We start from the raw sequence: 23,547 nt of genomic DNA on the forward strand, positions 1-23,547 counted from the left end.
AGGATGAGGTTCGGCTTCGTGGTGCCCTTCGCCGACCCCCACCAGTTCACGGAGCTGGCTGTTCTGGGGGAGCGACATGGCTGGGACGGCATCTTCACGTGGGAGGCGCTCTGGGGCACCGATGCCTGGGTGGCGCTGGGGGCGTCGGCGATGGTCACCTCGTCCATACGACTGGGCACGCTGTTGACGCCGGCGGCCCGGCATCGTCCGTGGGACCTGGCCTCCCGGGTCGGGACCGTCGACCGCTTGAGCAAGGGCAGAGCCGTGATGTCCGTCGGCCTGGGGGCGCTACATGATGGGTGGCTGGCTTTCGAGGCGGACGAGGGACGTGCGACGCGTGCAGAGAAGCTGGACGAGTGCCTCGCTGTGTATGCGGGACTGATGCAGGGCCAGCCGTTCACCTTCGAGGGACGGCACTACAGCGCGCGGCCCACCGACTTCATGCTGCCGCCGCCACCGGAACACCGGCCTTACCCACCGGTGTGGGTCGTGGGGGCGCACGTACCGGGCCGGTCACGACAACCCTCGCTGGAGCGCGCTGCGCGCTGGGACGGGGTGCTACCCACCGTGGTGGGTGACGCCGGCAACCAGGGGAAGCCTCCGTACGACCTAGAGTCGTACGCCGAGGTGCTGCACCTGGTGCGGGCGCTGCGAGAGGACATCGGCCTGCCGTGGGACGGGTACGACCGCATCGTCGAGGCGGACAGCTCGGGTGAGTTCGTCAGGCTCGAAGGCGCCCCACGGGACTGGGAAGAGGTCGGCGCGACATGGTGGGTGGAGAGCTGGTGGAGTCTGCCTGCCGATGGCGTCGGGGTAGCGGAGCTTCACCGACGTGTGCAGGCCGGGCCGCCGCGAGGAGACTGATCTCCTGGAGGCAGTGACCCGAGGACGTCTGCCACCGTGAGGTACGCCCGCGGGCTGAAGATCTTCGCGACCTGCGGGGCGAAGGCCGGGGATCCGGGAAGCACGGTGTAAGGGTCCCCGTCGACGACGATCTCGCCCTCGGCCAGGACGACGACGCGGCTTGCCAGCTCGGCGGCCAGCTCCACGTCATGAGTGGCGATCACCACGGTGCGTCCGGCGGCGGCGAGCTCGTCGACCAGCTCGACCAGGCGCGCCTTGGCGCCATAGTCGAGGCCGCGCGTCGGCTCGTCCATGAGCACCAGCGGAGCCGGGCGCGCCAATGCCAGCGACAGGGCCACGCACATCCGCTGCCCCTCCGAGAGTTCTGCCGGAGCACGCTCGACGGCAAGGCGCGGCGCCAACCGGTCGAGGAGCGACTGCGCCGCGCCGCCGGCAGCTCTCACCTGCTCCGCAACCGAGGCGTGCCCGAGGATCGACCAGGGGTCCTGCGGCGACAGCACGACGTCGGTCCCGCCGTCGGACGGCTGCCCTGGCCGGTTCCAGGTGCGCAGCGCCACCCGGCCGGTCGTCGGCGCAAGCTTCCCCGACAGTGCGCCCAGCAGGCTTGACTTTCCGGCCCCGTTGCGCCCCATCAGAGCCACGACCTCGCCGGGGCGCACCTCGAGGTCGACCTCGCGCAGCACCACCGTCTGGCCGCGCAGGACGCCCAGCCGTCGCACGGAGACGGCGGGGGCAGCGCCGTACTGCCGCGCTGAGGCGCGCGAGCCGCCGTCGGCTCGCGCTTCGAGAGCCTTGGCGCGTGGCTGGACCTCGGTGACTGTCCGCAGCCGCGGTGCGAGGAGCGCAACGTTCCTGCGTGCCTGCCGGACCGACAGAGCGAGCGGTTGCCATCCGAGAGCCCGGCCAAGCGTCACGACGGGTGGCTGAACCACCGAGAGTGCCATCGCCTCGACCGGCAGCAACGGCGCCGAGACCTTCCCCTCCTTGACGAGCAGCACGGTGTCGGCATGGTGGACAACCCGTTCCAGCCGGTGCTCCGCCACGACCACCGTGAGACCGAGATCGTGCACGAGGCGGTGAAGGGTCGCAAGGACCTCCTCGGAAGCCACGGGGTCGAGCGCGGAGGTCGGCTCGTCGAGGACCAGCACCCGGGGGCCGCCGACCAGGGCCGCTGCGATGGCGACCCGCTGCTGCTCGCCGCCAGAGAGCTGCGCCGGCCGCCGGGCCCGCACCGCGGTGAGTCGGAGCAGGTCCAGAGTCTCCTCCACGCGACGCGCGCCGCCGTGCCTATCGTCGGGCCGACGGTCCACTCGTGCGGTGAGGTTGTCCTCCACCGTGCCGGACCCCAGAGCGCCTGCGGGATCCTGGGGGACGTAGCCCACCAGAGCGCGGCGCTGCGGGGCAGTCATGGCAAACAGGTCGCGTCCATGCACCCACACGTGTCCCGACAAGGCGACAGCGGCGCCCCGGACGAGCCCAGGGTCCGCCAGGCTGCGAAGCAACGAGGACTTCCCCGACCCCGTGGGTCCGACCACGAGGACCAGCTCGCCCTCGGGGATCGTCAGGCTGGTCTGCTCGAGGACCCGGTGGGCGCCATACGCCAGTCCGAGCCGCTCCACCGAGATCACGAGCGGAACCGTCGCACCGGCGTCCGCGGGTGTCAAAAGCGGGGCGGCAGTCCAGCGACCTAGAGTGCATCCATGAGCGACGCCTGGACGTGGACCTATCTCGACTCAGAGGGCCGGGAGCTCTCCGGGGAGCACCTCGTCAGCACACCGTTCCCTTCACAGTCCGAGGCCGAGAGCTGGTTCGGCGAGTGCTGGCACGAGCTCCAGGACGCCGGAGTCGACGCCGTGAACCTCTTCCACGACGGCGTGCGGGTCTACGGGCCGATGAGCCTGCGCGCCGCCGAGTAGGCCCCAGTGGAAGGGACGCGCCGAGGCGCGGGAGGGACCCGGCGCGGCAGGGGACACCGACAGGGTCCGTGACCGGCCCCCGGTCAGGACGGGAGCTGGCCGCGCTTCACCTGTGGTCGCGGCATGCGTGACCGGCGGATCTGGAAACCGCGCATCACCGCGTACATCGCCAGGCCACGCTCGACCTTGGCTTCGCCGAACTTCGCGGCGAGCCGCTTCTTGAGCCGTCGCCACATCAGGAAGGCGTCGACCGCCGCCACCAGGATGAGGACGTACACGCCGACGGAGACGACGGCGAAGACCCAGGCGACCCGGATGAACGACAGCGCGAGAACGACGAGCATGACGGGCAGCATGAACTCGCCCAGGTTCCACCGCGCGTCCACGTAGTCCCGCACGAACCGCCGCACCGGTCCCTTGTCGCGGGCGGGCAGGTTGGCGTCGTCCCCCGTGACCATGGCGGAACGCTGCTTGAGCTGGGCCTCACGCCGGTGCGTACGCTCCGCCTCGCGCGCCGCCTTGCGGTCGGTCACCACAAGCGGCCGCTTGCGCGCCGCCTCCTGGTCCCTGCGCCTGGGCGTCGGGCGGTTCTTCGCACCCTCACGCTGGGGTCGCGCGACGGTCTCCGCCTGCTGCTCGTTGAGGGTCTTGTTGCGTCCGAACACGAGGGCAACTGTATGCCGCGCCCGTGCCTTCTCCCGCATCGCGTCGGGCTGCGTCGCCTTCGACCTCCTGTGTCCGAAGGCACCGGTTAGGCTCCGCGCTGTGACTGACGACGTGATCACGACTAACCAGATCTCCGCCCTGAAGGCCACCGTGGCCGGCCTCATGCCTGCCTTGCGCAAGGACCTCGAGGACCTCACCCGGATCCCGAGCGTCAGTCTGGACGCCTTCGACCAGCAAGAGGTCGAAGCGAGCGCCGAGGCGACCGCCGCACTGCTGCGCGGGGAGGGTCTGGACGTCGAGATCGTGCGAGAGGGGGGACGGCCGGCCGTGATCGGACACGTCGAGGGCCCGCAGGGTGCCCCGACGGTCCTGCTCTACGCCCATCACGATGTGCAGCCGCCGGGTGACGAGAAGGACTGGCAGAGCCCTCCTTTCGAGCCGACGGAGCGCGGCGGCCGCCTGTACGGACGCGGGGCCGCGGACGACAAGGCGGGCATCATGGCGCACGTGGCGGCGCTGCGGGCCCACCGGGGAGCGCTGCCGGTCGGGGTCACAGTGTTCGTGGAGGGGGAGGAGGAGATCGGGTCCGACTCCTTGTCCACGATCCTGGAGCGACACGGCGACAAGCTGCGTGCGGACGCGATCGTCCTGGCTGACTCGACCAACTGGGCGCTCGGGGAACCGGCCCTGACCACCACGCTGCGAGGGCTTATCCGGGTGGTCGTGACCGTCACGACGCTGGACCATGGGGTGCACTCGGGGATGTTCGGCGGTGCCGTGCCGGATGCCCTCACCACGCTCGTACGGCTGTTGGCGACCCTGCACGACGGCGCAGGGAACGTGGCCGTCCAGGGGCTGAAGGCCGGCAAGGCGGGCGACCTCGACTTCGACGAGGCTCGTCTACGCGAGGAGTCTGGTCTCCTTGAGGGGGTGGAGGTCATCGGCACCGGCTCGCTGCTGGACCGCATCTGGGCCAAGCCCAGCGCAACGGTCATCGGCATCGACGCCCCTTCGGTGGCCAGGTCGAGCAACACCCTCGTCCCGACCGCCAGCGCGAAGGTGTCCATCCGGCTGGCTCCTGACGAGGTCCCGCTCGAGGCGTACGCGGCGGTCCAGCGCCATGTCGAGGCGCACGTCCCATGGGGCGCGCGCGTCGAGGTGCGTCTGGACGACCAGGGAGCCGGCTTCGCCGCGGACGCGCAGGGGCCCGTGTACGACCAGGCGCGCGCCGCGTTTACCGACGCGTGGGGCGTCGAGCCCGTCGACATCGGGGTGGGCGGCTCCATCCCGTTCATCGCCGCGTTCGCGCAGAAGTTCCCGGAGGCCTCGATCCTCGTCACGGGCGTGGAGGACCCGGATGCCCGCGCCCACGGGGCCAACGAGTCGCTGCATCTAGGGGAGTTCGAGAAGGTCTGTGTCGCCGAGGCGGTCCTTCTCGCGAGGCTCGGAGCCTTGCCGCGCTGAGCGCGGTTGCGGCCACTAGGTTCGAGACATGCCTGACACCACCAGCGCCGACCCGAAGGGCAAGGGCTACGTCGAGCCCAGCTTCGAGCGCGACACCCGGTACATCACCGACCGCATCACCGAGAACGGAGACGGCGAACACGAGTGGCCGGTCGAGCCCGGTCGCTACCGGCTCGTCGCCGCGCGGGCCTGTCCCTGGGCCAACCGCGCCATCATCGTCCGGCGCCTGCTCGGGCTGGAGGACGTGCTGTCGCTGGGGTTGTGCGGTCCGACCCACGACCAGGACAGCTGGACGTTCGACCTCGACCCGGGTGGTGTGGACCCGGTGCTCGGCATCCCGCGGCTCAAGGACGCGTACGAGGCGAGGCAGCCGGGGTACCCGCGCGGAATCACCGTTCCCGCGGTCGTCGACGTCCCCAGCGGGAAGGTGGTCACGAACGACTTCGCCCAGCTGACCCTGGACCTGTCGACCCAGTGGGTGGCCCACCACCGCCAGGGCGCTCCGGACCTCTACCCGCGACCGCTCCGCGAGGAGATGGACGAGGTCATGCGCCGCGTGTACACCGAGGTCAACAACGGCGTCTACCGCTGCGGGTTCGCCGGGACCCAGAAGGCCTACGAGGACGCCTACGAGAGACTCTTCACTGCGCTCGACTGGCTGGAGGAGCGGCTGTCGACCCAGCGGTACCTCATGGGCGACAGCATCACCGAGGCCGACGTGCGGCTCTTCACGACGCTGGCCCGGTTCGACCCGGTATACCACGGGCACTTCAAGTGCAACCGGTCGAAGCTCACCGAGCTGCCGGTGCTGTGGGCCTACGCCCGGGACCTCTTCCAGACACCGGGTTTCGGGGACACCACCGACTTCGCCCAGATCAAGAAGCACTACTACGTCGTCCATCACGACATCAACCCGACAGGCATCGTCCCCGCCGGTCCGGACCTGGCCGGGTGGCTCACGCCCCATGGGCGCGAGCGGCTGGGCGACCGGCCGTTCGGCGACGGCACCCCACCGGGCCCCCCGCCACCCCAGGAGACGGTGCCACCGCAGGGGCGGCCCTGAGCCAGGGCCCAGCGGGGAGCCGGGACCGCAGCTAAGGTAACGGTGCCTGCTCACCCGCGGCCAGGGACCTAGTCCTTGGTGGACTCGCCCGGCAGCGCCAGCATCTGGTCGAGGGCGACGCGGGCGTAGTGCGCCACCTCGTCGTCGACCCGGATGGGGTTGACCACGCGGCCCTGGACGAGAGACTCCAGGGCCCACACGAGGTGCGGTAGGTCGATGCGGTTCATCGTCGAGCAGTAGCAGACGTTCTTCTCCAGGAACGAGATCTGCTGGCGTGGGAAGAGCTGTCCCAGCCTCCGCACGAGGTTCAGCTCCGTGCCGACGACCCACTTCGTGCCGTCGGGCGCGGCCGCGATGGTCTTGATGATCCTCTCGGTGGAGCCCACCTCGTCGGCGGCCCGGACGACCTCGTACCGGCACTCGGGGTGCACGATCACCTTGACGTCGGGGATCTCGCGGCGCGCCTGCTCGACAGCCTCGAGACCGAACCGGCCGTGGACCGAGCAGTGGCCGCGCCACAGGATCATGGTGGCGTCCTGCAGCTGCTGGGGCGTCAGTCCTCCCATCGGCTTGTGCGGGTCGAAGACGACGCACCCCTCCAGCGAGCCGCCGAGGTCGCGGACGTAGGTGTTGCGGCCGAGGTGCTGGTCGGGCAGGAAGAGGACCTTGCCGCCGTCTCCGGCCTTGTCCAGCGCCCAGGTCAGGGCCGTCCTGGCGTTCGACGACGTGCAGATCGTGCCGCCGTGACGGCCGGTGAAGGCCTTGATCGCGGCGGAGGAGTTCATGTACGTCACCGGCACCGTGAGCTCAGCGACCCCCGCATCCACCAGGTCGTCCCAGGCGTCCTCCACCTGCCGGATCGCGGCCATGTCGGCCATCGAGCAGCCCGCGGCGAGGTCGGGCAGGATCACGGTCTGCTCGTCGCCGGTGAGGATGTCCGCCGACTCCGCCATGAAGTGCACGCCGCAGAACACGACGAAGGGCGCCTCGGGCCGTGCCGCCGCGTCCTTGGCCAGCTTGAAGGAGTCGCCGGTGACGTCGGCGAACTCGATCACCTCGTCCCGCTGGTAGTGGTGGCCCAGCACGAAGACCTTCTCACCGAGCGCAGCCTTCGCCGCCCTGGCGCGCTCGACGAGCCCAGGGTCGGACGGGGCGGGCAGGTCGCCGGGGCACTCCACGCCGCGCTCGGTCCGCAGGTCGGTACCCCCGCCGAGAACGAGCAGCGGGAGCGGGCGGTGGGGCTGGGCGTCCGTTGTGATGCTCACACCCCGATGGTAAGTCGTTCGCAGCGCCGGCCTTGACGCGTTCCACGCCTGCGACGTCGGGCCTGTCCTCTAGGGTGCTCCGTCATGGACGACGAAGCGGCGCTCGAGGCGCTCGCCGAAGCCACGGCGGCGATGGCTGCGACCGTCCACGACCTGGACCTCGCCGCGCCCGTTCCGGCGTGCCCCGGCTGGGATGCGGCGAAGCTGGTGGACCACCTCGGACGCGTGCACCTGTGGGCCGAGCACTGCGCCCGCGTCGGGACCGAGCCCGACCCCTACCCGCACCGGGACCGTCGGCAGCCCATCGAGGACTGGTATGCCGCCGCCGCCGAAGCGCTCGTCACCACCCTGGCCGCGCTGCCCCCGGACCAGCCGGCCTGGAGCTTCTCGGCCGAGCCCGGCACCCAACGGACGGGGTTCTGGCGCCGTCGACAGTTCCATGAGACGACCGTGCACCGTGTCGACGCCCTGCAGGCACTGGGGCGCGTGCCCACGTCGGGAATGGTGTCCTCAGTGCCGCCACTGAGCGCCGAGCAGGCCGCCGACGGGGTGCACGAGGTACTGGCGATCCTGGTCCCGCGGACCCTGGTGCGCCGAGCGGACGAGGCGCCGGCCCGGGTCGTGCCCGCCGAGCTGCCGGTCGCCCTTCGCTGTGACGACGTCGCCCGCGCGTTCACCGTCCGCCTACGGGAGGGGCGGGCGGAGGTGGCCGACGGTGCCGCGGCCGACAGCGTCGCCTGCGTGCGAGGGCCGGCCACCCATCTGTACCTCTCCCTGTGGGGACGAGCAGACGGCTCGCTCCTCACGGTCGAGGGGGACCAGGAGGCCGGACGAGCGCTGCTCAAGGCCTCCCTCGTGCCCTGAGAGGCCGCGGCTGTGGGAGCCGAACGTCAGAGGGGGTGGACCTTGCTGCTGTTCAGCGCGACGCTCACCGTGCTCTGCCCGAACCTGACCTCCATGCGGTCGCCGGTGATCCGGACCACGGACCCCATGCCGTGACGGTCATGGGTCACCCGGTCGTTCACGGCGAACTCGGGCACGTCGGGCACCGGCTGGCTGCGGAACGGGCTGTTCGGCAGGTGCGGCTTCTTGGCTGGTTGGCGGGGGCGCATTCCTCTAGTGTCCTCCATTTCTCGGCGGCGTACGAATGCCCCGCCGAGACGCTGCCCTGAATGACCTGGCAAAGCGCAGCCCAGGACGCGCCGCCCGAAGCTCGACGGGGCGCTGACCTGCGCCGATACGGTCCAAGACGGCCCAGGAGGGCTCTCCGGCCTCCGGCTGGCGTCCTGGCTCCAGGAGGCGGCGCGGCGGTCCCGCCCCTGACAGGATGGCCCAATGCATGTCGTCATCGCGCCGGACTGCTTCACGGGCACGCTTACGGCGAAACAGGCCGCGGAGGCCATGGCCCAGGGGTGGCGCTCGTCCGCCCCCCACGACCTCCTGACCCTGGTACCGCTCTCCGACGGTGGCCCGGGCTTCCTCGACGTCCTCGCGACCGCGCTGCCGGACGCGCAGACCATCGCCGTGACGGTCGCAGACCCGCTGGGGCGCGAGGTGCCCGCTGCGCTCCTCATGTGTGAGGGCGAGTCCGGGCTGACGGCGTACATCGAGTCCGCGCAGGCGACGGGTCTGCACCTGCTCGCCGCCGACGAGCGGAACCCCGCGGTGACGAGCACCTGGGGGGCGGGGCAGCTGCTCGAGGCCGCCGTGGCCGAAGGCGCGGACCGCGTCGTGGTGGGGCTTGGCGGCAGCGGCACCAATGACGGTGGCGCGGGCCTGCTGGGGGCGCTCGGCGTGGGGGCTCCTGAGCTCCTCGGCCGCGGCGGGCTGGCCCTTGCCGACCTCCCAGACAACGGGTTGGCAGGGCTGCACGACGCCCGCGCCCGGATGTCCACGCTACAGCTCGTCGTGGCTACTGACGTGGAGTCACCGCTGCTCGGGCTGCAAGGCGCCAGTGCGGTGTTCGCGCCGCAGAAGGGCGCCTCGCCCCAGCTGGCCCAGGCCTTGGAGGGCGCCCTGGGAAGGTATGTCGAGGTGGCTCGCCGGACCCTTCCTGAGGCCGTCGACCTGATGACCGGTAAGCCGCGCCGCCTGGACAAGGAGCCCGGGGCGGGCGCCGGCGGGGGGCTCGGCTACGCCCTCTATCTTCTGGGCGGCGCGCGGGTGAGCGGGGTGGCGGAGGTGCTCTCGGCGGTCGGCTTCCGCGACCTCCTACCTGCTGCGGACCTCGTGGTCACCGGCGAGGGGTCCTTCGACTGGCAGAGCCTGCAGGGCAAGGTCGTGGCGGGCGTGGCCACCATGGCGCTGGAGACCGCCACCCCGAGCGTCGTCATCGCCGGTCAGGCCCTGGTCGGCCGCCGGGAGGCCATGACCCTGGGACTGTCGGGCACGTATGCGGTGGCCGAGACGCCGGAGCAGGTCGAGGCTGCCATGGCGGACCCGGTGGGAACCCTGGCCAGACGCACCGCCCGCGTGGCGGCCACCTGGTCTCCTGCCCGCTGACCACGACGTACAGTGGTATGTGCGCGGGGAACATCTCGCGCCGACCGCGGGTTGGCACTGGTGGCCCACCTCCACTGACATGAAGGACGCATCACATGAGTGTTCAGGACCAGACCGCTCCCGCCGCCCAGGCTCCTGCCGAGGCGCCGGCCACGCACGGGGTTCTCCTCTCCGATGTCGCTGCTGCGAAGGTGAAGTCCCTGCTGGAGCAGGAGGGTCGTGACGACCTGCGCCTGCGCGTCGGCGTCCAGCCCGGCGGCTGCTCGGGGCTGATCTACCAGCTGTACTTCGACGAGCGCACCCTCGACGGGGACCTGGTGCGCGACTTCGACGGTGTCGAGGTCGTCGTCGACCGGATGAGCGCCCCCTACCTCGAGGGCGCGAGCATCGACTTCGCCGACACCATCGAGAAGCAGGGCTTCACGATCGACAACCCGAACGCCGGCAGCTCCTGCGCCTGCGGCGACTCCTTCAGCTGACCGAGTAGGTCAGCCGGGACATCTGCCCAGCACCACGAGGGCCCTCACCGTTCGGTGAGGGCCCTCGTGCGTCGTCTCAGCGGTATTCGGGGTTCGGGTAGTCGAACCGTGCCCCGGCGTCCCACTCGGTGCGCTGGTTGCCGCCCACGGGGAAGCCGCCGGCTGCCTTCAGCATGGCCGCAAGGTGCATGAGGTTCCACGTCATGAAGGTTGTGTTGCGCTGGGTGAACTCGTTCTCCGGGCCGCCGCTGCCGGCGTCGAGGTAGGACGGCCCAGGTCCCGCCTCCCCGATCCACCCCGCGTCGGCGCCGGGCGGGATGGTGAAGCCGATGTGCTGGAGGCTGTACAGGATGTTGGACGCGCAGTGCTTGATGCCGTCCTCGTTGCCGGTGATGATCGAGCCCCCGACCTTGCCGTAGTACACGTACTGGCCGGAGGCGTTGGTCATCGACGAGGCGGCGTACAGCCGTTCGATCACCTTCTTGGTGATGCTGGAGTTGTCGCCGAGCCAGATCGGCCCCGCCAGCACGAGGATGTCGCACTCGATGATCTCGGCGAAGAGGGTCGGCCACTCGTCGCGCTCCCAGCCGTGCTCCGTCATGTCGAGGTAGACGCCGGTGGCGATGTCGTGGTCTACCGCGCGCACGACGTCGACCTGGACGCCGTGCCTGGACATGATGGAGGCGCTGATGTCGATCAGCCCCTGGGTGTTGCTCTGCTCGGGAGACCGCTTGAGGGTGCAGTTGACGAAGACCGCACGAAGTCCGGTGAAGTCGATCTCCCGGATGGCCGACTGACTCATGGGCCTGACTGTGCCGTCTCAGGCAGTCCGAGGCAATGGCCCGTCCGGGCGGCTCTTCGGCAAGCCGCACGCGGGTCGGCCCCCCGCTCCAGTCCTCCCGCCGACTTCCTCTCGCCCTCCCGTTCCCGCGACCGGGCCTACGGTGCCTTCGGCGACACCAGCGGGTAGGTTGCCGCACGTGCGTATCGCCATCACCGGGTCCATAGCCACCGACCACCTCATGACCTTCCGGGGAAGGTTCCGGGACTCCCTGGTGGTCGAGCAGCTCGACAAGGTGTCGCTGTCCTTCCTGGCCGACGACCTCGAGGTAAGGCGCGGGGGCGTAGCGGCCAACATCGCGTTCGGGATGGCGTGCCTGGGCCAGCACCCTATCCTCGTCGGCGCCGTCGGCGAGGACTTCGGCGACTACCGCAGCTGGCTGGAGCGCCACGGCGTGGACTGTGCGTCGGTGCACATCTCGCAGTCCAAGCACACAGCGCGTTTCGTCTGCACCACCGATGACGACATGGCGCAGATCGCCACCTTCTACGCCGGCGCGATGAGCGAGGCCCGGGCCATCGAGCTCGGTCCGATCGCGGAGCGCGTCGGAGGGCTCGACCTCGTGGTCGTCGGAGCCAACGACCCCGAGGCCATGCTCCGGCACACCCGCGAGTGCCGCTCCCGAGGCATCCCGTTCGCCGCCGACCCGAGCCAGCAGCTGGCCTTCGCCGACGGCGAGACGATCCGGCAGCTCATCGACGGGGCGGACTACCTGCTGACCAACGAGTACGAGGCGGCGCTCACCTCGCAGAAGACCGGTTGGAGCGCGGAGGAGATCGCCGACCGCGTCCATACCCGCGTGGTGACCCGTGGCAAGGACGGGGTCACGGTCGAGCGCAAGGGCGAGGACCCGGTCGAGGTGTCCGTCGCCCGCGAGGTGCGGCGCGCCGACCCGACGGGGGTGGGGGACGCGTTCCGGGCCGGCTTCCTGACCGGACTGTCCGCCGACCTTGGTCTGCGCCACTCCGCCGAGCTGGGGTCGATGCTGGCCACCTATGTCATCGAGACGGTGGGAACACAGGAGTACACCCTCGGGAAGCGGAGCTTCCTGCAGCGTCTCGCCGACGCCTACGGCCAGGACTCCGCGGACACCATCGAGCCGCACATCACCTGCGTCGCGCCCTGACCCGATGGACGCGACGGACCCGGTGGAGCCCCTGCCGACGTCCTGGGTGTTCGACCTCAGCGGCATCGCCGAGGGCGAGGACCTCGTCGCGGTGGGTGGGGACCTGCGCGCCGGCACCCTGCTGGAGGCCTATCGCAGCGGACTGTTCCCGATGGGTCTGGGCGAGCACGGCCGGCGGCCGATGGGCTGGTGGTCCCCAGATCCCCGAGGCGTGCTGCTGCCGGGCGGGGTTCACGTCAGCCGCTCCCTGAGGCGTTCGCTGCGCCGGTTCGAGCTCCGAGTCGACACGGCCTTCGACGAGGTGGTCCAGGCATGCGCCGACCCAGCCCGCCAGGGCCGGTGGATCACCCCTGAGATCATGGACGCCTACGGCGAGCTGCATGCCCTCGGCTGGGCCCACAGCATCGAGACCTGGCAGGACGGTCAGCTGGTGGGCGGCCTCTACGGAGTCGTGGTGGGCGGTCTGTTCGCCGGGGAGTCCATGTTCCACCGCGTGACCGACGCCTCCAAGGCCGCGGTCGTGGCGATGGCGGGCTATGTCTTCGCCGATGGGAACCCGCGGCGGCTCGTGGACGTGCAGTGGGCCACGGACCATCTGCGGACGCTGGGCGTCGTGAGCATCCCGCGCAGCGACTATCTGCGCCGCCTGGCTGCCGCTGTGGCTCTGCCGCCGCCGACGTTCCGGCCCTGCCCCTGACCGTCGGTGTCCGCCGCGTCAGCCCACGAGCCGCACGTGGTACGCGGTGTGCTCGCCGTCGGGACCGGTGTGGTCCTGCGCCCCGAGGAACTCCTGCGCCTTCATCCGGCACCAGGCCGGGATGTCGGCCCGGGCGGCGGGGTCCGTGGCCAGGACCTCCAGCACTGCGCCGGCCGGGCACTCGCCAGCACGCTGCGCGAGGCGGATGACCGGCAGGGGGCAGCGCAGGCCACGGGCGTCCACGACGACCAGCGGCTGAGGCCCCGGTTCGGGCCTCCGTGTCGGCACCCGGCCGGGCCGCGGCGTGGGCTGCGTCGGCCCCGGTTCGGGCACCCCTGTCACCACCGGGGGGCTCCGACTTCCGCCCGGACCGCTGCGACGACGGCGGGGATGGCTTCGGCGAACCGGGCCACGTCCTCGCTGCGCCCGCCAGCCACCCGCAGGAGGGGTAGCGTGACCCGGACGTTCCCGTGGGTCAGCGCCCCCATCGCGGCCAGGACGTGGCTGGGCTCGAGGGTGCTGGCAGTGCACGCCGAGCCGGAGGCGACGGCGAACCCGCGGCGGTCGAACTCCCGGACAATGGCCTCGCCGTCGGCATAGAGGGCCGAGAAGGTGACGATGTGGGGGAGGCGATCCACAGGGTCCCCGACCACCTCGGTGTCCGGAAGGGCAGCGGCGGCGGCGCGCAGGGCATCGACCAAGGCGGTCGCCTCCCGGGCGTCCGCGTCGAGGGTCGCGCCCGTCTGCTGCCACGCCTCGGCCGCCGCGAGCGCAAGCGGGACCCACGGCGTGTGCCGCGTCGGACCGCTCAGGGCGCCGTCGGGGTCCGGTGGGCCGGGCAGGGCCCAGCGCGTCCCTTCCGGGACCACGAGGATCCCCAGCCCACCGGGGCCTGCCCAGGACTGGGCGTCGCCGGCGAGAACGTCGTACGACGTCGGTGCCCCGGTTCGGCCCAGGCACGCCTGGGCGTCGACCACGAGTGGAACGCCCGCACGTCGGCAGGCGTCCCAGGCGTCCTCCAGGGGCTGCATCGTCCCGACCTCTCCGTTGGCCTGCTGGAGGGCGGCGGCCACGGTTCCAGGCACCTGGAGGGCGGCGTTCCAGGCCGGCAGGTCCAGAGCGCCCGACGGCTGGACCGGCACCTCGACGAAGAGGGAGGGGTCGCCCGCAGTAGTAGCTCGGTGCCGTCCTGGCGCCAGGACGGCCGAGTGCTCGACGGCCGAGGCGACCGTCCGGGCTCCGCGGCGACGCGCGGCATGTAACAGTCCCTCCATCGCCCAGCGCACCGCCGTGGGGCCGTCCGGCGCGAACGCCACCTCCGAGGGGCGGACCCCGAGGCCCTGCGCCAGGACCTCCCGTGCCTGGTCCAGGAGCCGGCGGGCGGTGCTGGCCTCTGCGTAGAGGCGGCGTGGGTCGGCCCAGCCCGCATCCATGGCAGCGAGCAGAGTCTGCCTCGCCACGGGGTCCATGGGACCCGGCGACGCGTCCAGAATCGCCCGGTTCGGGGAGGTGCTCGCCACACCCTGACGTTAGCCGCACCCTGACCGGACGGGGGGGTAGGGCTGGAGTAGGGTTTGGCGCGATGGCCCATCACTGCTTCGAAGAAGGTGCACCGTTGCGTCAGCTCGACGTCTCTGCGCCGCGCCCTGAGCGGCGGCGGACTGCCAGTAGGACCGCGACCATGTCCTTCGTGCTGTCGGTGGTGGCGCTCGCCCTGTCGGGCTGCGCGGGCCGGTTCCAGGACGGCTTCCTGCCGCGGTCCGCGAGCGCCAACGGTGAGCACGTCACGCGGCTCTGGAACGGCGCTTGGATCGCCGCGCTGGCGGTGGGGGTCCTCGTCTGGGGTCTGATCCTGTGGTGCGTCGTCGCGTACCGCCGCAAGAAGGACGACACGGCTCTGCCGGTGCAGTTCCGCTACAACGTCCCCATGGAGATCCTGTACACGGTCATCCCGGTGTTCATGATCTCGGTGCTCTTCTACTACACGGCACGCGACGAGGCCACGCTGCTGGACACCTCCAAGACTCCCGACGTGGTCGTCAACGTCGTGGGGAAGAAGTGGAGCTGGGACTTCAACTACGTCAAGGAGCAGACCTTCGAGTCGGGGACGCAGGCGGAGATGACCGGCGAGCCGGGCACGGAGGAGGTCCTGCCGACGCTCTACCTCCCGGTCAACAAGCGCGTCGAGTTCGTCCTGACCTCCCGCGATGTGAACCACTCCTTCTGGGTCCCCGCCTTCCTGCAGAAGCTGGACCTGATCCCGGGCCGGGTGAACAGGTTCCAGGTCGTGCCGACTCAGGTCGGCAGCTTCAAGGGCAGGTGCGCCGAGTTGTGCGGGGCCTACCACTCGCGGATGCTGTTCAACGTGCGGGTGGTCGACCAGTCCGCCTTCGAGTCGCACATCTCCCAGCTCAAGGCTCGGGGGAACACCGGCCAGCTCGACAACAGCCTCAGCCCTGAGAAGGTCATGAACGAGGACCAGAACCGCCTCCAGGATTCAGGAAGCAAGTGATGGCAGCCGCAACCGAGTCCACCTCGACCTACCTGCGCAGCACCGGGGCCCACGCGACCCGTCGGTTGAGCAAGGGCCGGACCGTCGTCAAGTGGATGACCACGACCGACCACAAGGTGATCGGCAACCTCTACTTCATCAGCTCGTTCGTCTTCTTCATGTTCGGCGGTGTGCTCGCGCTGCTGATCCGTGCCGAGCTGTTCCAGCCCGGCCTGCAGGTGGTGGACAACCCGGAACAGTTCAACCAGCTGTTCACCATGCACGGCACGATCATGCTGCTGCTCTTCGCGACGCCTCTCTTCGCCGGCTTCGCGAACGCGCTGATGCCCATCCAGATCGGCGCGCCCGACGTGGCGTTCCCGCGCCTCAACATGTTGGCGTACTGGATGTACCTCTTCGGGGGCCTCATCGCGTCCGCCGGTTTCCTGACCCCCAGTGGCGCCGCCTCCTTCGGATGGTTCGCCTATGCGCCGCTGTCGGACGCCTCCAACAGCCCTGGGCTCGGCGGAGACCTGTGGGTCTTCGGCCTGGCGCTGGGTGGTTTCGGGACCATCCTGGGGGCCGTCAACTTCATCACCACGATCATCTGTATGCGCGCCCCCGGTATGACGATGTTCCGCATGCCCATCTTCACGTGGACCGTCCTGGTGACGTCCCTGCTGGTGCTCATGGCGTTCCCTGTCCTGGCCTCCGCCCTCTTGGCTCTGGGCGCGGACCGCAAGTTCGGGGCTCATGTGTTCGACCCGGAGAACAACGGACCGATGCTCTGGCAGCACCTCTTCTGGTTCTTCGGCCATCCCGAGGTCTACATCATCGCGCTGCCGTTCTTCGGCATCATCTCCGAGATCCTGCCCGTCTTCTCCCGCAAACCGATCTTCGGCTACAAGACCCTGGTCTTCGCCACGATCGGGATCGCGGCGCTCTCCGTGACCGTCTGGGCCCACCACATGTACCCGACGGGACAGGTGCTCCTGCCCTTCTTCGCGGTGATGACGATGCTGATCGCCGTGCCGACCGGGGTGAAGTTCTTCAACTGGATCGGCACCATGTGGGGCGGCAAGCTCTCCTTCGAGACGCCGATGCTGTGGGCGATCGGGTTCCTGGTCACGTTCCTCTTCGGTGGGCTGACCGGCATCATCCTGTCGAGCCCCGCGCTGGACTTCCACCTCACCGACAGCTACTTCGTGGTGGCCCACTTCCACTACGTGGTCTTCGGCACGGTGGTGTTCGCCATGTTCGCGGGCTTCTACTTCTGGTGGCCGAAGTTCACCGGCCGCATGCTTGACGAGACCCTCGGCAAGATCCACTTCTGGATGCTGTTCATCGGCTTCCACACGACGTTCCTCATCCAGCACGTGCTGGGTGTCGACGGCATGCCGCGGCGCTACGCCGACTACCTGCCCTCGGACGGCTTCACGTGGATGAACCAGGTGTCCACGTTCGGTGCCTTCCTCCTGGGCGCGTCGACCCTGCCGTTCCTCTACAACGTCTGGAAGACCTGGCGGACTGCTCCGCTCGTGGAGACCAACGACCCGTGGGGCTACGGCGCCTCCCTGGAATGGGCCACGTCCTGCCCGCCACCACGGCACAACTTCGACTCGATCCCGCGGATCCGCTCCGAGCGTCCGGCGTTCGACCTGCACCACGCCGAGGCTGTGGGGCTGCGAGTGGTCCAGGCCGACCCCGACACGCTCACCCGCGTCATGGCCGACGGGACGACCGCGGACCAGACTTCGCACCGTACCGGCGAGTTCGACGGTCCGGAGCGGCATGGCCGCTACCACGAGGAGCGTGACTGACCATGAAGGTCGAGTACAAGCTCTTCGTGATCCTCGCCGCGTTCTTCGCCCCGGTGGGGCTGGTCTACGGCATCGCCACCGGGTGGAAGGAGCCCGTGGGCCCTGCCGGTCTCTTCCTGTCCGCCGGACTGGGCGCGATGATCGCCTTCTACCTCTGGGCGACGGCGCGCCGGCTCCCGGAGCGGCCGGAGGACAACCCTGGCGGCGAGATCGCGGAGCAGGAGGGCGAGTACGGCTTCTTCAGCCCACACTCCTGGTGGCCGCTGCCGCTGGCCGGCGCCGCGGCGCTGTGCTTCGCGGGTCTGGCCGTCGGCTGGTGGCTCTTCATCATCGGTGCCGCGCTCGGCGTGGTTGCCCTCGTGGGATGGACCTTCGAGTACTTCAAGGGCCCCTTCGCCGCCTGACAGCCGCGGGCGTCGACCCGTCGCCGCGTCCGGGGCACCCTGCTGCAGCCGGTAGGATGGGGACCGGAGGCCGCGTAGGGGTGGTGTCCCAAGGGGCTGGGATCACGCGGGTGACCTCCTGGCGAGTCGCCGGTGCCGGCAGAGGCGCGGGGGACAACCGGACCGGGTGCTCGTGCGTCCGTCCGGGTGAGGGTTCGCCTCGGCGAGAAGACCGTACCGAGGCGCGGTCACGGAGCGGCGTCGTCCTGCGGCGCGAGAGCACAGGAGTTCGCGTGGTGGTGAGGACGGTAGGGCTGCGCCGGGTCGCAGCGGGTCTGGCGATGGTCGCAGCGGCGACGCTGACAGCGGCCTGCCAGAGCGGCGCCGTGAGTCCCAGCACCGAACAGTCTCCAGCGGCCGCGTCGGCCACCAACTCTCCCTCCGCCCCCACGCCGGAAGCCACGCCCGCCCAGCTCGACGTCACGCCCACCGACAACGCCACCGGCGTCCTCCCCACCACCCCGGTGGTCGTCAAGGCGGCCTCCGGCACGCTCACGCAGGTGAGCGTGGTCGACGACAACGGCCGCGCCCTCAAGGGTCACCTTCGCTCCGGTGGCATGTGGACCTCCACGGGACGCCTCGCCCCCAACGGCATCTACAAGGTCACCATGACCGCCACCGGTTCTGATGGACGGCCGGCGACGACGACCTCCACCTTCAGCACGCTGAAGCCGAAGGTCACGGCCACGTACGGCATCCTCAACGCCGGCGAGACGGTAGGGATCGGCATGCCGGCCAGCATCCAGTTCGACTCGCCTGTCGCCACCAAGGAGGAGCGCGCGCAGGTGGAGAAGCTGGTCAGTGTGATCACGTCCCCGAAACAGCAGGGCGCCTGGGGTTGGCTGGACAACCGTCAGCTCATGTGGCGCCCGGTGGGGTACTGGCAGCCCGGCACCAAGGTCACGATCCAGGCACCCCTCACCGGAGTTCAGACGGGGCCGGACAAGTGGGTCGCCAACGACGACAGCGCGAGCTTCACGGTGGGGTCCTCGATGGTCTCGACGGTCGACATCAAGGCCCACACCATGACCGTGCGTCGCGGTGGGGAAGTCATCCGGGTCATCCCGGTGAGCACGGGCCGCCCCGGACCGCTCACCGAGACGCGCTCGGGGACCAAGGTCATCATCCGCAAGGAGGGGGAGGTGACCATGGACTCCACAACCATCGGTATCCCCAAGGGAAAGCCCGGGTACTACAAGGTCGACACCAAGTGGAACCTGCGGGTCACCTGGACCGGCGAGTACCTGCACTCCGCCCCGTGGTCGGTGGGGGCGCAAGGCACCGCCAACGTCAGCCACGGCTGTGTCAACATGTCACCGGCCAACGCGCAGTGGATGTTCGAGACCTCCAAGGTGGGGGACGTCGTGAAGTTCGTGGGCTCCAGCAGGCCGTTCCTGCCCACCGAGGGCATCGGGGTGTGGCAGTACTCCTTCGACCGCTGGAAGGCGCAGAGCGCCCTCGCCTGAGGATGACGTGCGGTCCTCGGTGCGCAGGATGAGCCGGCAGGTCGAGCGGCCCTTGGCGGCCCTGACCGTCGCCGCCCTGGCCATGCTGTCCGCCTGCGCCCCCGGCCGCGGCTCCGGTGCGCAGGCGCCATCTGCTGCCGCGTCCGCGGGGACCGTGAGCCGACAGCCGGCTGTCACCGCCGGCACCGGTCCTCCGCGGGCGGCCGCTCCCACCGCCGGCACCAGGAGCACCAGTGTCGCCTCCGGCAGCACCCGCGGCGGCAGCAGCGGCTCGCCCTCCGTGGCTCCGCGCAGGGTCGACAAGCTCCTCGTCGTCGTCGTGGAGAACCACTCACTAGGGCAGATGCGTCGCCAGATGCCCTACACCTACGGGCTGGCGCAACAGTACGGCTACGCGGACCACTACACGGCCATCCGGCATCCGTCACTGCCCAACTACCTCGCCATCGCCTCGGGAAGCACCCACGGCGTCCGTGACGACGACGCTCCTGCGGCCCACCTGCTGTCCGGAGCCTCGGTGTTCGGGGCCGCGGTCGCGGCCGGCCGCACGGCAGGGGTGTACGTCGACGCCATGTCGTCGCCGTGCCAGAGCGCCAGCAGCGGCCGGTACGCCGTGAAGCACAACCCGTGGCCGTACTTCACGGCCGAACGAGCGCTTTGTGACCGTGACGACCTCCCGCTGTCCGTCCTGGAAAGGACGGTGCGGGAAGGCGCCCTGCCCTCCGCCGGCATGATCGTCCCCGACCTGTGCCACGACGCCCACGACTGCTCGCTGCTGGTCGCGGACACGTGGTTCCGCACCGTGATGGAGCGGGTCATGGCAGGGCCGGACTGGCGCTCGGGGCGCCTCGCCGTCGTGCTCACGGCTGACGAGGACGACCGGACTGCGGGGAACCGCGTCCTGACCGTCGTCGCGCATCCGTCCCTGCGCCACGTGGTGGTCGCCCAGCCGTTGACCCACTACTCGCTGACCCGGCTCTATGCCGAGGTGACCGGCACGTCGCCACTGGGTCGTGGCGCACAGGCGCCCTCCATGGCGCAGGCGTTCGGCCTGCCGCTCCGCTGAGGGTTCGTCCTTCATAAGGCTGCCAAGGTAGGGGACGCAGCGAGGAAGGGGCGCTGAGGAAGGGGCGCGCAGAGGACGGGGCGCAGAGGACGGGGCGCAGAGGAAGGGCGGCGGCTCAGGCCCAGCCCAGCTCGTGCAGCCGTTCGTCCGGGATGCCGAAGTGGTGTGCGATCTCGTGCACCACGGTGATGGCGATCTCGTCGAGAAGCTCCTCGCGGTCCCGGCACATCCGGGTCAACGGGCCGCGGAAGATGGTGATCCGGTCCGGCAGCGCGCCGGCCCAGGCGTCGCCTCGCTCCGTCAGCGGGGTCCCGTCGTAGAGTCCCAACAGGTCCGGGTCGTCAGCCGGCGGCTCCTCCTCGACGAAGAACACCACGTTGTCCAGCAGGGCCATGAGCTCCGCCGGGACGGCGTCCAGAGCGTCACCGACGGCGTCCTCGAAGGCGGCCGGATCCATCTGCACCATGGAGCGGGGCCTGCACCGCGAGCGCTGTGTGACTGTTTCGCGCCTCAGGGGCGCTGAGGCGGCTCGCGCCGCGAGGTCTCCAACGCCGGCCGCGACTCCACTGGCCCGGGGGCGGACTCGATGGACTCGTGACCGTGGCCGTCGTGGTGCGCCGCCGCGAGGTCCGCGGGGCTGGCCGGCTCCACGCGGTCGTCGAAGTAGAACCTGGACAGTCGTGCCCTCACCTTGTCCTTGCGGGCGGTGGGAGAGGCTACGCCGTGCTCGTCCGTCCCGCTCTGCAGCTGCAGAGGCTCGTGCGCCTCGTGCTGGACCAGGGTCCACCGGGTGAACTCGTCCAGCGGTTCGTGCTGCTCGAAGAAGCGGCCGTCGGCGGTGCGGACGATGCGTCCGGTCTCGCGGCCGTGCAGGACGAGGTCCCTGTCCTTGCGCTGGAGCGACAGGCAGATCCTCTTCGTGACCCAGAACGCGATGGGAGGTGCGACGAAGAACGCCGCGCGGAGCACGTGTGTGATGTCGTTGATGGACAGGTGCAGCTTGATGGCCATGATGTCGTTGCCGGCGGCGAACATCAGGACCCCATACATCGTCAGGGCGGCGACGCCGAGCCCGGTGCGCGTGGGGTTGTTTCGCGGCCGGTCCAGGAGGTGGTGCTCACGCGTGTCGCCCGTGACCCAGCGCTCGAGGAAGGGGTAGGCGGCCATCAGCCCGTACATCACGGGGATGAGGAGGATGGCCCCGATCATGACGTTGAACGAGAAGGTGAAGCCGAAGGCGGTGAACTCGAGCCAGCCGGGCAGCAGGCGCAGGGCCCCGTCGGCGAAGCCCATGTACCAGTCGGGCTGGGACCCGGCGGTCACCGGCGAGGGGTCGTACGGTCCGTAGGCCCAGATGGGGTTGATGGTGACCAGCGCGGAGATCAGCGCGACGACCCCGAAGACGATGAAGAAGAAGCCACCCGCCTTCGCGGCGTACACCGGCATGACCGGGAAGCCCACGACGTTGTCGTTGGTGCGCCCCGGACCGGGGTACTGGGTGTGCTTCTGGATGAAGACGAGCCCGATGTGGACGGTGAACAGGCCCACCAGGATGGCGGGCAGGAGCAGCACGTGCACGGAGTACAGGCGGGGGATGATCGACTCGCCCGGGAACGGACCGTTGAAGACGAAGTACGAGAGGTACGAGCCCAGGACGGGGACGGAGCGCATGAAGCCCTCGGCTGCGCGCAGCCCCGTCCCGGAGAGGAGGTCGTCGGGCAGCGAGTAGCCGGCGAACCCCTCGATGAGAGACAGCATCGAGAGGACCGTCCCGATGACCCAGTTGATCTCCCGCGGCTTGCGGAAGGCGCCGGTGAAGAAGACGCGCAACATGTGCACGGACAGCGCGACGATGAACATCAGCGCGGCCCAGTGGTGGATCTGCCGGATCAGAAGGCCACCACGGATGTCGAAGGAGATGTCCACCGTCGAGCGGTAGGCCTCCGACATCGTCACGCCGCGCAGGGGCAGGTAGGAGCCGTCGTAGACCACCTGGCCAGCACTCGGCACGAACCAGAAGGTGAGGAACGTGCCGGAGAGCAGGCAGATGATCATCGAGTACATGGCGACTTCGCCGAGCATGAAGGACCAGTGGTCGGGGAAGACCTTCTTCATGAGGTACCCCACGGGCTTGGCGGCGCCGGTCCGGTCGTCCAGCCAGCCGGCGACGCCGCCGACGGCCTTCAGGCCACCACTGGGCGAGCTCTTCGGGGCCTGGTCGTCGGCGCGCAGGCGGTCGGCGCCCGACGCGGTGTGGGTGGTGCTCATGCGTGTCCACGCTCCCAGAAGCTCGGGCCGACCGCCTCGCGGAAGGGAGCGTCGGCCACCAGGTAACCCTCGGAATCAACGGTGATCTTGAGCTGGGGCAACGGCCGCTTGGCCGGGCCGAAGATCACCTTGCAGTCCTGCGTCACGTCGAACGTCGACTGGTGGCAGGGACACAGCAGGTGGTGCGTCTGCTGCTCGTACAGACCCACGGGGCAGCCCACGTGGGTACAGATCTTGGAGTAGGCCACGATCCCGTCGTGGCCCCAGTCGCGCTCCTTCGCCGGCTTGATGTCCTCCGGGTCCAGGCGCATGAGCAGTACGGCGGCCTTGGCCTTGTCCTCGAGAACGTGCTGGGAGTCCTTGATCGACTCGGGGAGCACGTGGAACACGGAGCCGATGGTCACCTGGTCGGCGCGGATGGGGGTGCGCTCGGGGTCGCGGACCAGCCGGTCGCCCTTCTTCCACATCGTGCGTGACAGCTGGTCCTTGGGAAGGGGTCCCAGACCGCCGAGCAGCGGCAGCAGCAAGGCCAACGGTGGCAGCGCCAACGCGCCCAGCAGGGAGAACTTGATGAGCGGACGACGGCCCAGCTGGGCAGCGGTGCCACCCTCGGTCAGGTTGGTGACGACGCGTTCGCGGTCGGCGTCGGAGGCGCGCTGCGGGTGCCGCATCTCGACCGACTCGGTGTCGGGCATCAGGGTCTTCGCCCAGTGCACCGCGCCGACGCCGACGCCGAGAAGCGCGATCGCGAGCAGGACCCCGAGCACGACGTTGTAGAGGTTGGCCTCCCCTATCCCGGGGATGAAGGCGGTGTGCTTGGAGTCGATGGCGAAGTACGCCACGATGAAGACGATCGTGGCGAGGCTCGAGAGTCCGAAGAGCGTCGCGACCTGCTTCTCGGCACGCTTGGCCGCCCTCTCGTCAAGGTCCGCCATCCGAGGCACGTGCGGCGCTAGGCCGGGGTTCTCGAAGCGCTCCGGCAGGCGTCCGCTGCCCTGCACGTGTCCCTGGTCGAGCCGCACCGCCGTGGTGCCGTAGCCGGCAGACGTCGTGTGGCGGACCTCGCCGCGCGGCGCGTCGTGTTCGCTCATCGTGTCGTCGGTCCTGTCC

24 protein-coding genes are annotated in these 23,547 nt (G+C 70.1%); 14 read left to right on the forward strand and 10 right to left on the reverse strand.

Going from position 1 to position 23,547, the window contains the following annotated elements:
* The first annotated feature begins 3 nt into the window (after window positions 1-3).
* The gene (locus PHA84_RS15755) at window positions 4-864 is read left to right on the forward strand and encodes an LLM class flavin-dependent oxidoreductase (RefSeq protein ID WP_270889080.1); all 861 of its coding nucleotides are present in this window, start codon (window positions 4-6) and stop codon (window positions 862-864) included.
* Here PHA84_RS15755 and PHA84_RS15760 read toward each other — a convergent pair.
* Window positions 825-2,492, reverse strand: coding sequence for an ABC transporter ATP-binding protein (locus PHA84_RS15760; protein WP_270889081.1), 1,668 nt, complete (start codon window positions 2,490-2,492; stop codon window positions 825-827). The genes PHA84_RS15755 and PHA84_RS15760 overlap by 40 nt on opposite strands.
* A gap of 72 nt (window positions 2,493-2,564) precedes the next feature.
* On the opposite strand from PHA84_RS15760, the gene PHA84_RS15765 reads away from it, so the two are divergent.
* Window positions 2,565-2,780: a hypothetical protein gene (locus tag PHA84_RS15765; protein WP_270889082.1), complete on the forward strand. Its 216-nt coding sequence runs from the start codon at window positions 2,565-2,567 to the stop codon at window positions 2,778-2,780.
* A gap of 83 nt (window positions 2,781-2,863) precedes the next feature.
* Here PHA84_RS15765 and PHA84_RS15770 read toward each other — a convergent pair whose 3' ends face one another.
* A complete protein-coding gene (locus tag PHA84_RS15770; protein ID WP_270889083.1) occupies window positions 2,864-3,445 on the reverse strand; it encodes a DUF3043 domain-containing protein in 582 nt (193 codons plus the stop codon).
* Between the two features lie 100 nt (window positions 3,446-3,545).
* Between PHA84_RS15770 and PHA84_RS15775 the strand changes: the two genes are divergently transcribed.
* Both PHA84_RS15775 and PHA84_RS15780 read left to right on the forward strand, forming a co-directional pair.
* Window positions 3,546-4,910, forward strand: coding sequence for a dipeptidase (locus tag PHA84_RS15775; protein ID WP_270889084.1), 1,365 nt, complete (start codon window positions 3,546-3,548; stop codon window positions 4,908-4,910).
* Window positions 4,911-4,938: 28 nt separating this feature from the next.
* A complete protein-coding gene (locus tag PHA84_RS15780; protein WP_270889085.1) occupies window positions 4,939-5,973 on the forward strand; it encodes a glutathione S-transferase family protein in 1,035 nt (344 codons plus the stop codon).
* Between the two features lie 68 nt (window positions 5,974-6,041).
* Here PHA84_RS15780 and nadA read toward each other — a convergent pair whose 3' ends face one another.
* Window positions 6,042-7,232, reverse strand: a complete 1,191-nt coding sequence (nadA, locus tag PHA84_RS15785) for a quinolinate synthase NadA (RefSeq protein ID WP_270889191.1) — start codon at window positions 7,230-7,232, stop codon at window positions 6,042-6,044.
* A gap of 90 nt (window positions 7,233-7,322) precedes the next feature.
* Here nadA and PHA84_RS15790 point away from each other — a divergent pair, with 90 nt between their 5' ends.
* Window positions 7,323-8,102, forward strand: coding sequence for a maleylpyruvate isomerase N-terminal domain-containing protein (locus PHA84_RS15790; RefSeq protein ID WP_270889086.1), 780 nt, complete (start codon window positions 7,323-7,325; stop codon window positions 8,100-8,102).
* Between the two features lie 26 nt (window positions 8,103-8,128).
* Here PHA84_RS15790 and PHA84_RS15795 read toward each other — a convergent pair whose 3' ends face one another.
* On the reverse strand, window positions 8,129-8,350 hold the full coding sequence (locus PHA84_RS15795) for a hypothetical protein (protein ID WP_270889087.1): 222 nt from the start codon (window positions 8,348-8,350) through the stop codon (window positions 8,129-8,131).
* A gap of 223 nt (window positions 8,351-8,573) precedes the next feature.
* Here PHA84_RS15795 and PHA84_RS15800 point away from each other — a divergent pair, with 223 nt between their 5' ends.
* Window positions 8,574-9,740 (forward strand): glycerate kinase family protein, encoded by a 1,167-nt coding sequence (locus tag PHA84_RS15800; RefSeq protein ID WP_270889088.1) that lies wholly within the window; start codon window positions 8,574-8,576, stop codon window positions 9,738-9,740.
* A gap of 95 nt (window positions 9,741-9,835) precedes the next feature.
* The gene (locus PHA84_RS15805) at window positions 9,836-10,219 is read left to right on the forward strand and encodes a HesB/IscA family protein (protein ID WP_270889089.1); all 384 of its coding nucleotides are present in this window, start codon (window positions 9,836-9,838) and stop codon (window positions 10,217-10,219) included.
* 76 nt (window positions 10,220-10,295) lie between these two features.
* On the opposite strand, the gene PHA84_RS15810 is transcribed toward PHA84_RS15805, so the two are convergent.
* Window positions 10,296-11,021 (reverse strand): flavodoxin family protein, encoded by a 726-nt coding sequence (locus PHA84_RS15810; RefSeq protein WP_270889090.1) that lies wholly within the window; start codon window positions 11,019-11,021, stop codon window positions 10,296-10,298.
* A gap of 178 nt (window positions 11,022-11,199) precedes the next feature.
* Between PHA84_RS15810 and PHA84_RS15815 the strand changes: the two genes are divergently transcribed.
* Window positions 11,200-12,186: a carbohydrate kinase family protein gene (locus PHA84_RS15815; RefSeq protein ID WP_270889091.1), complete on the forward strand. Its 987-nt coding sequence runs from the start codon at window positions 11,200-11,202 to the stop codon at window positions 12,184-12,186.
* A 4-nt stretch (window positions 12,187-12,190) separates the two neighbouring features.
* Window positions 12,191-12,883: a leucyl/phenylalanyl-tRNA--protein transferase gene (gene aat, locus PHA84_RS15820; protein ID WP_270889092.1), complete on the forward strand. Its 693-nt coding sequence runs from the start codon at window positions 12,191-12,193 to the stop codon at window positions 12,881-12,883.
* Window positions 12,884-12,901: 18 nt separating this feature from the next.
* On the opposite strand, the gene PHA84_RS15825 is transcribed toward aat, so the two are convergent.
* On the reverse strand, window positions 12,902-13,126 hold the full coding sequence (locus tag PHA84_RS15825) for a sulfurtransferase TusA family protein (RefSeq protein WP_270889093.1): 225 nt from the start codon (window positions 13,124-13,126) through the stop codon (window positions 12,902-12,904).
* Window positions 13,127-13,221: 95 nt separating this feature from the next.
* Window positions 13,222-14,403, reverse strand: coding sequence for a cysteine desulfurase family protein (locus tag PHA84_RS15830; RefSeq protein ID WP_270889094.1), 1,182 nt, complete (start codon window positions 14,401-14,403; stop codon window positions 13,222-13,224).
* A gap of 161 nt (window positions 14,404-14,564) precedes the next feature.
* On the opposite strand from PHA84_RS15830, the gene ctaC reads away from it, so the two are divergent.
* From ctaC to PHA84_RS15855, 5 genes are all read left to right on the forward strand, one after another.
* The gene (ctaC, locus tag PHA84_RS15835) at window positions 14,565-15,395 is read left to right on the forward strand and encodes an aa3-type cytochrome oxidase subunit II (protein WP_270889095.1); all 831 of its coding nucleotides are present in this window, start codon (window positions 14,565-14,567) and stop codon (window positions 15,393-15,395) included.
* A complete protein-coding gene (gene ctaD, locus PHA84_RS15840; RefSeq protein ID WP_270889096.1) occupies window positions 15,395-17,194 on the forward strand; it encodes an aa3-type cytochrome oxidase subunit I in 1,800 nt (599 codons plus the stop codon). The genes ctaC and ctaD overlap by 1 nt, the downstream gene beginning before the upstream one ends.
* A gap of 2 nt (window positions 17,195-17,196) precedes the next feature.
* Window positions 17,197-17,598: a cytochrome c oxidase subunit 4 gene (locus PHA84_RS15845; protein WP_270889097.1), complete on the forward strand. Its 402-nt coding sequence runs from the start codon at window positions 17,197-17,199 to the stop codon at window positions 17,596-17,598.
* A gap of 272 nt (window positions 17,599-17,870) precedes the next feature.
* Window positions 17,871-19,103: a L,D-transpeptidase gene (locus PHA84_RS15850; RefSeq protein WP_270889098.1), complete on the forward strand. Its 1,233-nt coding sequence runs from the start codon at window positions 17,871-17,873 to the stop codon at window positions 19,101-19,103.
* Between the two features lie 28 nt (window positions 19,104-19,131).
* Complete coding sequence (locus PHA84_RS15855; RefSeq protein WP_270889099.1) at window positions 19,132-20,169, forward strand: alkaline phosphatase family protein; 1,038 nt, start codon at window positions 19,132-19,134, stop codon at window positions 20,167-20,169.
* 115 nt (window positions 20,170-20,284) lie between these two features.
* On the opposite strand, the gene PHA84_RS15860 is transcribed toward PHA84_RS15855, so the two are convergent.
* The 3 genes from PHA84_RS15860 to qcrA are packed head-to-tail and all read right to left on the reverse strand — an operon-like array spanning window position 20,285 to window position 23,528.
* Window positions 20,285-20,635, reverse strand: coding sequence for a metallopeptidase family protein (locus PHA84_RS15860; RefSeq protein WP_270889100.1), 351 nt, complete (start codon window positions 20,633-20,635; stop codon window positions 20,285-20,287).
* A gap of 44 nt (window positions 20,636-20,679) precedes the next feature.
* Window positions 20,680-22,437, reverse strand: a complete 1,758-nt coding sequence (gene qcrB / locus PHA84_RS15865) for a cytochrome bc1 complex cytochrome b subunit (protein WP_270889101.1) — start codon at window positions 22,435-22,437, stop codon at window positions 20,680-20,682.
* On the reverse strand, window positions 22,434-23,528 hold the full coding sequence (gene qcrA, locus PHA84_RS15870; RefSeq protein ID WP_270889102.1) for a cytochrome bc1 complex Rieske iron-sulfur subunit: 1,095 nt from the start codon (window positions 23,526-23,528) through the stop codon (window positions 22,434-22,436). Before qcrA ends, qcrB begins: the two co-directional genes overlap by 4 nt.
* Window positions 23,529-23,547: the final 19 nt, after the last annotated feature.

It is taken from the genome of Pedococcus sp. 5OH_020 (assembly GCF_027812955.1).
In the GTDB taxonomy this organism is placed as follows: Bacteria; Actinomycetota; Actinomycetes; order Actinomycetales; family Dermatophilaceae; genus Pedococcus.